General features: G+C 43.6%; 8 protein-coding genes. 6 read left to right on the plus strand and 2 right to left on the minus strand.

Annotated elements, in window-relative coordinates:
* Nucleotides 1–14 precede the first annotated feature (14 nt).
* Nucleotides 15–1,130, plus strand: a complete 1,116-nt coding sequence (locus ACFPOH_RS06770) for a conserved virulence factor C family protein (protein WP_342581514.1) — start codon at nt 15–17, stop codon at nt 1,128–1,130.
* 471 nt (nt 1,131–1,601) lie between these two features.
* Here ACFPOH_RS06770 and ACFPOH_RS06775 read toward each other — a convergent pair whose 3' ends face one another.
* Nucleotides 1,602–2,489, minus strand: a complete 888-nt coding sequence (locus tag ACFPOH_RS06775) for a DMT family transporter (protein WP_390309162.1) — start codon at nt 2,487–2,489, stop codon at nt 1,602–1,604.
* 241 nt (nt 2,490–2,730) lie between these two features.
* Here ACFPOH_RS06775 and aspA point away from each other — a divergent pair, with 241 nt between their 5' ends.
* Nucleotides 2,731–4,137, plus strand: a complete 1,407-nt coding sequence (gene aspA, locus ACFPOH_RS06780; protein WP_390309164.1) for an aspartate ammonia-lyase — start codon at nt 2,731–2,733, stop codon at nt 4,135–4,137.
* Nucleotides 4,138–4,290: 153 nt separating this feature from the next.
* Here aspA and ACFPOH_RS06785 read toward each other — a convergent pair whose 3' ends face one another.
* Nucleotides 4,291–4,701, minus strand: coding sequence for a glucosamine 6-phosphate synthetase (locus ACFPOH_RS06785; protein WP_342469259.1), 411 nt, complete (start codon nt 4,699–4,701; stop codon nt 4,291–4,293).
* A gap of 200 nt (nt 4,702–4,901) precedes the next feature.
* Here ACFPOH_RS06785 and ACFPOH_RS06790 point away from each other — a divergent pair, with 200 nt between their 5' ends.
* The 4 genes from ACFPOH_RS06790 (at nt 4,902) to ACFPOH_RS06805 (ending at nt 9,773) form a co-directional block, all read left to right on the plus strand.
* Nucleotides 4,902–7,052 (plus strand): type IA DNA topoisomerase, encoded by a 2,151-nt coding sequence (locus ACFPOH_RS06790; RefSeq protein WP_390309166.1) that lies wholly within the window; start codon nt 4,902–4,904, stop codon nt 7,050–7,052.
* 488 nt (nt 7,053–7,540) lie between these two features.
* Nucleotides 7,541–8,896 carry an aspartate kinase gene (locus ACFPOH_RS06795; RefSeq protein WP_342469261.1) on the plus strand — a complete coding sequence of 452 codons (1,356 nt, stop codon included), beginning with the start codon at nt 7,541–7,543 and terminating at the stop codon, nt 8,894–8,896.
* 109 nt (nt 8,897–9,005) lie between these two features.
* Nucleotides 9,006–9,185: a hypothetical protein gene (locus ACFPOH_RS06800; protein ID WP_390309168.1), complete on the plus strand. Its 180-nt coding sequence runs from the start codon at nt 9,006–9,008 to the stop codon at nt 9,183–9,185.
* 78 nt (nt 9,186–9,263) lie between these two features.
* Nucleotides 9,264–9,773, plus strand: coding sequence for a hypothetical protein (locus tag ACFPOH_RS06805; protein ID WP_390309170.1), 510 nt, complete (start codon nt 9,264–9,266; stop codon nt 9,771–9,773).
* Nucleotides 9,774–10,014: the final 241 nt, after the last annotated feature.

Consider the following 10,014-nt stretch of genomic DNA (forward strand, 5'->3'; position numbering starts at 1 on the left):
GGAGGGGAAGATTCTTGAAGATTGTAACAATCGAACCGACGCCGAGCCCCAACACGATGAAAGTCGTGGTGGATGAAGAATTGCCATTCGGCAAAAGCTTTAATTATACGAAGGAGAATGTGGATGATGCGCCGGTTGAAATCCGGGAAATTTTAAACATTGAAGGGGTCAAGGGCGTTTACCGTGTGGCGGATTTTTTGGCGGTGGAACGGAATCCGAAATACCAGTGGGAAACGATTTTATCCCAAGTCCGCAACGCTCTCGGCGAACAAACGGAACATGTGGAACAGGGAGAGCAGGCGGTCGACCACTATGGGGAAGTGTTCGTCCATGTGCAAATGTTCCGGGGATTGCCGCTCCAAATCAAAGTGTTCGATGCTTCCGGCGAGCACCGGATTTCCACGGGGGATCGATTCATAAAAGCATTCCAACAAATCAAAATCGATAAAACCGATGAAAACTATATCATGGAACGGAAATGGGCAGACTTCGGTATCCGTTATGGAGATAAGGAAGAAATCGCCCAAAGCGTGTTGAGGGAAATCGAAGCGACCTATCCGGAAGAACGGGTTGCCCGCATTGTGGAAGCGGCCAATGCCAAAAAGCAGGAAACGGTCAAACGCAGAAAAATTACGGTGGAAGAATTTAGTGTGGAGGATTGGAAAGAACGTTTCCAAATGCTCGATCAAATCCCGGATCCCGATTTGGATGATTTGCCGTTGCTTGAGAAAGCGCTTGAGGATGAGCAAATGTCGATACGGAGACTTGCCACAGTATATTTGGGCATGATAGACGATAAGGCGGTTGTGCCACTCTTGATCCGTGCGTTGAAAGATAAAAGTCCAGCCGTTCGCCGGACAGCGGGGGATTGCATGAGCGACCTCGGTTTTGTGGAGTTTGAACCGGCCATGATGGAAGCGTTGAAGGATAAAAATAAATTGGTGCGTTGGCGCGCGGCGATGTTTTTATATGAATCCGGAACGGAGCGCTGCCTTCCTACATTGCGGGAAGCGGAAAACGATCCGGAATTTGAAGTAAGGCTGCAAGTGAAAATGGCCATTGCCCGCATCGAACAGGGCGAGGAAGCAAAAGGCTCCGTCTGGAAGCAGATGATGGAGAGAAATAATTAACATTATATAAGCGGGTTTGATGTTAAACTGCGTTCAGCTTCAGTGACATTAGACTAGAGAGAAATAATTAATGAAGAAAGTAAGGGCTTGTCCAGGGAAGAAAGACAAGCCCTTTTAATAAATTGGCGGGAATGACGGAATCCCGCTTTGAAGAAGATGGAAGAATGGATGTTTCAAACTTTGGAAGCATCCGTTTTTTTTTCGAGTGTCTTTGGATTGTGAATGAATGAACAAAGTTTATCCTAAAGGATCATCGCTGACGAAGAAAATGACAAGTGCCAGAAAGCGGATAATCGCCAAAGAAAACGGAATAATAGCCATCCGTCAAAGAATAATCGCCAAAATGGCAAATATAATCGCCGACGAACAAATTTATGAATCCGCAAAATCTCACAAGAGTATAGGGAAGTGGGCATCTCTAAGCAAAAGTCACACTCAACTCTTGGAGATTCCTCGCGCAACCAAAGCCCCTCACTCTGCCGCCATCTCTTTTTTCCGCACCCGCTTCGGTTTTAACACGGTATAAAAGATGCCTCCAAATACCAGCACAATGCCAATGGTTTGCAAAATGCTTGGACGAAATCCAAGAAGAATCGTATCCAACAAAATGGCCACCACCGGATCCACAAAAGTCAAAACAGAAACGACAATCGTCGGCAATTTCCGGATGCTGTCAAAAAACAAATAATAAACAAAGCCCGTATGGATAATCCCCGTACCTAAAATAAAGAAAATATTCTTTGCGGACAAACCGTGAAATACCGAGAAATCACACATCGGCATAAGCATCACGATGCCGACCATCGTTTGCAAAAAGGTCGTTGCATAAGGCGACAAACCTTTCAACGTCTTGCTTAAGAACATCGTCATGGCATAGCAAAACGCCGATAACAAGGCCCACAGAAAACCGGAATTCATAAACGCTTCCAAGGAATTCAGATGCTCAATGCCAATGATGAAAATGGAGCCGATAAAACAAACCGCTATGGCAAGGACATTCCCGATGGTGATGCGTTCCCTCAAAAAAATGGCCCCCAAAATCAACACGAAAATCGGTGCCAAATTATAAATGGAAATGGTGACGGATATGGACATTTCTTCAAACGCTTTAAACAAAAACACCCAGTTCAAAACGAGAAAAATCCCGCAAAACAATGTTTGAATGACCTCTTTTAAGTTCCAGGCTTCCGTCTTATGCCCGCCTGTCGCTAACCATAATCCTCCCAAAAACAACGTCGCGCAAATGCAACGTACAAACACAAGCTCCACCGCAGGAATCCCTGCATGAACCGTAAACAGGCCGATGGAACCAAAAATGGCCATGCTTGCCGCCAATTTGATCATTGCTGATGTGTTCACTGGACTTCCCCTCATCACAAGAATAGTGAGAAAAATCGGAAATAAAACAATATAAAATCTATTAAATAACATTTATATCAATTTGGCAATACTATTACAAAATACTATAAAGAAATGAAGCCTAATCAATATCTTTCTGTGTTAGAATAGTGTAGTATTTAAGAGAAAGCATATTTTATACAATAAATACAATGTAAACGTTTACTTTCAGCTTTTTTTGAAGAAAAGGAGACTGTTTCTTATGAAAAATAATGTCCGCATTGAAAAAGATTTTTTAGGTGAAAAGGAAATACCGGTCGACGCCTATTACGGTGTGCAAACTGTCCGTGCGACAGAAAACTTCCCAATTACCGGATACCGCATTCATCCGGAATTGATCAAATCACTTGGTATTGTAAAAAAAGCGGCGGCACTCGCAAACATGGAAGTCGGCTTATTGGATAAAACCATTGGCAAATACATTGTTCAAGCGGCGGATGAAGTCATCGAAGGAAAATGGGACGATCAGTTCATTGTGGATCCGATTCAGGGCGGTGCTGGAACATCCATCAACATGAACGCCAATGAAGTGATTGCCAACCGTGCGTTGGAATTGATGGGCGAAGAAAAGGGGAAATATTCCATCATCAGCCCAAACAGCCATGTCAACATGTCCCAATCCACAAATGACGCATTTCCAACGGCAATACATATTGCGGTGCTAAGCTTGTTGGACCAATTAATCGACACTACGAAATCGATGCAAACGGCATTTTTGAAAAAAGCGGATGAATTCGCAGGCATTATCAAAATGGGGAGAACCCACCTGCAAGATGCGGTTCCGATTTTATTGGGGCAGGAATTCGAAGCATATGCCCGCGTCATTGCCCGTGACATCGAACGCATTTCAAATACAAAAAACAATTTATATGAAATCAACATGGGGGCAACGGCGGTCGGAACAGGATTAAATGCGGAACCCGAATATATCCGTATCGTGACGGACCAATTGGTGAAATTGAGCGGACATCCATTAAAAGGAGCCAAACATTTGGTGGATGCGACGCAAAATACGGATTGCTATACAGAAGTATCATCCGCATTGAAAATTTGCATGATCAACATGTCCAAAATCGCCAATGACTTGCGTTTGATGGCGTCCGGTCCGCGTGCGGGATTATCGGAAATCATCCTTCCTGCCCGTCAACCGGGATCTTCCATCATGCCTGGCAAAGTGAATCCGGTCATGCCGGAAGTGGTGAACCAAGTGGCATTCCAAGTTTTTGGCAATGATGTGACCATTTCTGCGGCTTCGGAAGCGGGCCAATTTGAATTAAACGTGATGGAACCGGTATTGTTCTTCAATTTAATTCAATCCATTTCCATCATGAACAACGTGTTCAAATCATTTACGGAAAACTGCTTAAAAGGTATCCAAGCGAATGAAAAACGCATGAAAGATTATGTGGAAAAAAGCATCGGCATCATCACGGCGATCAATCCGCATGTGGGCTATGAAACAGCGGCGAAATTGGCGCGCGAAGCATACCTCACAGGGGAATCCATCCGCAGCCTGTGCATCAAATATGGCGTATTAACGGAAGAACAATTAAATGAAATATTAAATCCATATGAAATGACACATCCTGGAATCGCCGGCAAGCATTGATGTGATTTACGAAAGGGCTCCATTATGATGGGGCCTTTTGTTTTTGGACTCATTGAAGGGAAGCATTAGTCGATGCGGGCCAAAATAAAAAACGGACGGGGAAACGTATTATTTTCCCCATCCGCTCTATCAGCAACTCCCATCCCCTTTAAATTATGGAGTTGCAATTTTGCTTTCGGACACCAGTTCCTTCAAAAACGCATCCCGCTGTTCGGGCGTTTGCTGCTCCCCTTCAAGCAACATGGCTCCCACTTTATAGTCCGACAAATCTTTCTCCACAATAAATTGCAAGTTGATGTTCGCGTTCTTTTGTCCATTCACCGGGCAGGCGCCTTTGAACTCCACCACATGCTGACGATTATTCGTTTTAAAATAAACCCATTCTTCTTTGTCGCATTGGCCGTTTAAAGCGCTTTCCAAATTGACCGGTGCATCTTCCAAAGTAGCCCCTTTGATATAAGCTATATATTCATCCCCGTCATTGGGCCGATTCATATACCAGAAAAGAAAGATGATTACAATCGGGACAATCCATAGAACCGTTCTCTTTGATACATTTTGCATATCAAAAAACTCCCCCCACCTTTGTAATGAAATTATAACATTATGAGAATATAATTTCTATAAAAAGATATAGATTTTCTATTTGGAACGGCAAATATCTCGGATGTTCATGGCGCTCCGGCAAAGAGTTCATCCAATGATAAGAAAAACCATTATAATAACTATACAAGCTAAAACTCTAATTCAGGTGATTGCAGAAAATGAAACTCATATTGACGGAAAAACCATCTGTAGCGAAAAACATAGCGGATGCGTTAAACATAAAAACGAAAAAAGACGGCTATTTTGAAGGGAACGGCTACATCATCACTTGGGCGTTCGGCCATCTTCTCGAATTGTATGATGCGAAAGATTACGATCCGAAAATGAAAACTTGGAGAATGGAGTATTTTCCTTTCATCCCATCCAAATTCCAATACAAAGTGAAGGGCGATTTTGGGGCAAAAAAACAGCTGCAAATCATCCGGCAGCTCATCCAACGTCCGGACATCGAAATGATCATTTCCGCATGCGATTATGATCGGGAAGGGCAGCTCATCGGCGATACGATCATTTACCGGATGAAACCGGCAAAACCCGTCTTTCGCATGCTGCAAAATGAATGGACGCAGGAAGAGGTGCTGAAAGGCCTCCGGAATCTCATCCCCAATACAAACTTGCGGCCGCTATTGGATGCGGGCATTTGCCGCCAATGGGCAGACTGGGTGATCGGCATCAATTTGACTTCTGTCACGACCTTGAAATATCAGAAAGGTTCGGGCAGCGCGTTAAACATCGGAAGGGTTCTCCTTCCGACCCTAAAAATCATCTATGACCGCGACAAGGAAATCGAAAACTTTGTTCCCGAAAACTATTTCAAACTGGAAGCCACCTTCCAAACCTGTGATGGCGGCATGTATGAAGGCACGTATCATGAAAAGGGGGAAGAAAAATTCAAAGACCGGCAAACGCTGGAACAGATCCGACAGTCGCTGGCCGATCCGCAAGCCAGGAAAGCCCGCATCATTGATAAAACAGTGGAAAGGAAAAAGGAATATCCTCCTTATTTATTCAACCTGACCAATTTGCAAGGTTACATCACGGGCAAATATAAGGGCTGGACTTCGGACAAAGTATTGAAAGTGGCCCAATCCCTTTACGAAAAGAAATACATCACCTATCCCCGCACGGCTAGTGTCGTGTTGGAAGAAAGCTTGGAGGATAAAGCGAAAAAGGTGCTCGAAACGTTGAAAAAGGGCCTTCCTTATGAAGAAGAAATCGTCTTTGCCAAAAAGAAGCGGGTCTTTGACAATTCTAAAGTCGAGAGCCATAGCGCCATCATCCCGACGTACGTAAAACCGTCCTCCCTGTCAAAGGATGAAGCCATCGTCTATGATGCGATCAAAAACCGGTTCATTATGCAATTTATGCCCCTGGCAGAGCATGAAGAAACAAAAATCGTCACGAAAATGGAACACGCTGACGTCCACGGAATATTTATAACAAAGGGCAGGGTTCAACTGGTGGAGGGATGGCGGAAAGTTGAAAATATAGAGTCAAAGGACACGATTCTTCCAAATGTATCCCTCCATGAGGAAGTGGAAATCGTGGACCATGAACTGACTTCCCATGTGACAAAGCCGCCGAAGCACCATACGGAAAAAACATTGCTCAAAGTCATGGAAACATGCGGAAAAGGGATAGGGAGCGGGGAGCAGGAAAGCGAAGAAATCATGGCAAATGTCCTGAGCGGTTTCAGCATCGGCACCCCGGCGACGCGGGCGGAAACCATCAAAAAGTTGAAGACGGTCGGCTACATAACAACGAAAAACAAATACTTGATGTGCACCGAACTTGGCAGAAGATTGGTGGAAACCTTTCCTGTCAAAGAACTGTTTGATTTGGAATTTACCGGCCGATTGGAAAAGACGCTTGCCGATATAGAAAAACAAAAGTTTCACCGGGACCGGTTTTTGCAATTCATTTTCGATTTCACAAAAAAAGCCGTACACATCATACAGCAAGAGGAAGAAATCATCTTAAATAAAGTGGAAAAGAAAACATTTGAACCGTTGGGGAAATGCCCTCTTTGCGGCAATCCGGTCATCGAAGGGCAAAAAGGTTTCGGCTGCAGCAATTGGAAAAGCGGATGCAAATTCGTCATCTGGAAAAATGATAAATTCTTCGCTTCCATGAAAAAGAAACCAACCAAAACGATGGTGAAGCAGCTGTTGAAAAACGGGAAGGTGCTCGTGAAAGGCCTCACCAGCAAAAAAGGAAACAAATTCGATGCCATATTGCGTTATGAAAAACATCCGGATCAAGATCTGTTCAGTTGGAAAATGGAATTTCCCGATGCCCACAAAGGATGAGGAATATTCAATTTCATAATCCGTTTCAACGGAATCGGAATATGATAAAAATTGAGAAAAGGCCGCCAAGAAAGGCAGGAACATTTATTACATTTTTCGATTGAAATGATAAAATTTATCCATTAAAAATCTATGAAATAAAATGGATTTGGACTAGAAAAATCAAGTATATGTTATATAATAATACTACTAATCTAAAAATGAATTGACACCGGACATTCCAGCGTCAATAGCAATCGTGTACATCTATTTTCGGGATAGGTGTGCACGGTTTTCTTTTCAGATTATAGTAGGCAATGACGGAGTTTTTGAGACCTTCTCTTACGTATACTAGTGCAAGTTCATCTTCTCGTTTGAAATTTTGCAAAAATTTTTTATCTTTTTGATTAAAAATAGGCTTGACGTTTATTTGAAAAATTTGTACACTGTGAAAAGTCAAATGTTTTTTTGGAAAATACAATCTTGGAAAGTAAGGATTTGATGATGAGATGATAGTGTGTAAATTTGGTGGTACTTCGGTTGCAAGCGCAGAACAAATTCAAAAAGTGGCAAATATTGTGAAGGCGAATCCAAAAAGAAAAATTGTCGTGGTATCTGCTCCGGGAAAACGTTTCAGCGATGATATCAAAGTGACGGATTTATTGATCGATTTGGCGGACGCAGTGCTTCAAAACGGCGAAGTGGAAGCGAAACTGCAAAAGGTCGTAAACCGCTATAAAGAGATCGCGGAAGGCCTTGGATTAGACGAAGCCATTTCCGAAGTCATTGAAAAAGATTTGCGCGGACGTATCGCATCAAAAACGGATAAAGATTTATTCGTTGACAGTTTAAAAGCGAGCGGAGAAGACAACAACGCAAAATTGGTGGCGGAATATTTCAACTCCATCGGTTTGAAAGCGAAATATGTCAGCCCGAAAGAAGGGTTGGTCGTAAACGATCCGCCGGAAAGAACATTTGCACTGCCTGAAACATACGAGAATTTGAAAGACCTTGGAAAAGGCGAAGAAATCGTTGTTTTCCCTGGATTTTTCGGATATACGAAAGATGGCGTTTTGCGCACATTTGACCGCGGCGGTTCCGATATCACAGGTTCCATTTTGGCGGCCGCAGTAAAAGCGGAATTATATGAAAACTTTACAGACGTGGATTGCGTATTTTCCGCAAACCCTAAAGTGGTGAACGATCCGGTTGGCATCGAAGAAATCACGTATCGTGAAATGAGAGAACTTTCTTATGCAGGTTTCTCTGTATTCCATGATGAAGCGTTAATCCCGGTATTCAAATTTGGTATTCCTGTAAACATCAAAAATACAAACAATCCATCAGCACCTGGTACTCGCATCATGCCAACACGCAAACCAAACGGACGTCCGGTTATTGGTATTGCCGCTGACCACGGATTCTCGACTTTATATGTATCCAAATATTTGATGAACCGTGAAATCGGCTTTGGCAGAAAACTATTGCAAATCATCGAGGAAGAACAAATTTCCTATGAACATACGCCATCCGGAGTGGATGACATTTCCGTCATCATCCGTTCCAACCAATTGACGCCTGAGAAAGAGGAACGCATTGTCAAACGGGTGAAAGAAGAGCTTCATGCGGATGATGTATATTTCCGTCACGGATTTTCCATGATTGTAATTGTCGGAGAAGGAATGCGCAAAAACAAAGGATTGGCTGCAAGAGCGGCTTCAGCGATTTCAAAAACCGGAGCAAATATCGAAATGATCAACCAAGGTTCTTCCGAAGTGAGCCTTGTGTTCGGTGTTCTGCAAGAATATGAAGATCAATGCTTGCGCGCACTATATGAAGAATTTTTTACGCCCGTAGCGATTTAAAAATAGATGAAAAGCGGAGTGGAAATCGGTGAGTTTTCCGCTCCGCTTTTTTGTTTGAAATGATTTTGGAGTATAGAATTGATTTTCCGTCAAATCGGGAGGGGAATCCTTGGCCATGAAGGAAATGTTGGCTCTCACGGGGACTGGATATCCGCCAAAAGGGAAGGAATATCCGCCAACCATGGAAGAAAATCCGCCAAAGTCGGGAACAAATCCGCCAAGGGGGAGAAGTTGGTTCTCTGTGGAACAGGATATCCGCCAAAAGGGGAGGGGAATCCGCCAACTATGAAAAAATATCCGCCAAAGTCACGAACAAATCCGCCAATGGGGAGAAGTCGGTTCTCTGTAGAATGGGATATCCGCCAAATTGGGAAGGGAATCCGCCATCCATGAAAGGAAATCCGCTAAAATCGCGAACAAATCCGCCAATGGGGAGAAGTCGGTTCTCTGTAGAATGGGATATCCGCCAAAAGGGAAGGAATATCCGCCAACCATGGAAGAAAATCCGCCAAAGTCGGGAACAAATCCGCCAAGGGGGAGAAGTTGGTCCTCTGTGGAACGGGATATCCGCCAAAAGGGAAGGAATATCCGCCAACCATGGAAGAAAATCCGCCAACGTCGGGAACAAATCCGCCAAGGGGGAGAAGTTGGTCCTCTGTGGAACGGGATATCCGCCAAAAGGGGAGGGGAATCCGCCAACCATGGAAGAAAATCCGCCAAAGTCCTGAACAAATCCGCCAGGGGGGTGAAGTTTGTCCTCTGTGGAACAGGATATCCGCCAAATCGGGAAGGGAATCCGCCAACTATGAAAAAATATCCGCCAAAGTCACGAACAAATCCGCCAAGGGGTAATAGAGAATCGCTCCGAAATAGCTAGCCGATCAATGAATCTGTGGGTCCTTTTTTCCATTTTTCCTGCATTTTCCGCAAGTAATTTAATATGTTAATATAAAAAGATAGTCTAAAGTATTAAAAAGCTTTATAATATTTGTGGTAGTGTCAAAAAATCTATGAAAACTTAGTTTTGGAGGGATGTGATCTAGCGAAACTAGAGGAAATGCCGCCGCAATCGCTCTTGACAAACACGTCAATGGTTTGATTTCGAACCAACAAGGGCG

Source organism: Ureibacillus suwonensis (assembly GCF_042655065.1).
In the GTDB taxonomy this organism is placed as follows: Bacteria; Bacillota; Bacilli; order Bacillales_A; family Planococcaceae; genus Ureibacillus; species Ureibacillus suwonensis.

Coding starts and splice junctions, on each gene's coding strand:
- aspA (WP_390309164.1), top strand. CDS start 2,731: ATGAAAAATAATGTCCGCATTGAAAAAGATTTTTTAGGTGAAAAGGAA.
- ACFPOH_RS06785 (WP_342469259.1), bottom strand. CDS start 4,701: ATGCAAAATGTATCAAAGAGAACGGTTCTATGGATTGTCCCGATTGTA.
- ACFPOH_RS06790 (WP_390309166.1), top strand. CDS start 4,902: ATGAAACTCATATTGACGGAAAAACCATCTGTAGCGAAAAACATAGCG.
- ACFPOH_RS06795 (WP_342469261.1), top strand. CDS start 7,541: ATGATAGTGTGTAAATTTGGTGGTACTTCGGTTGCAAGCGCAGAACAA.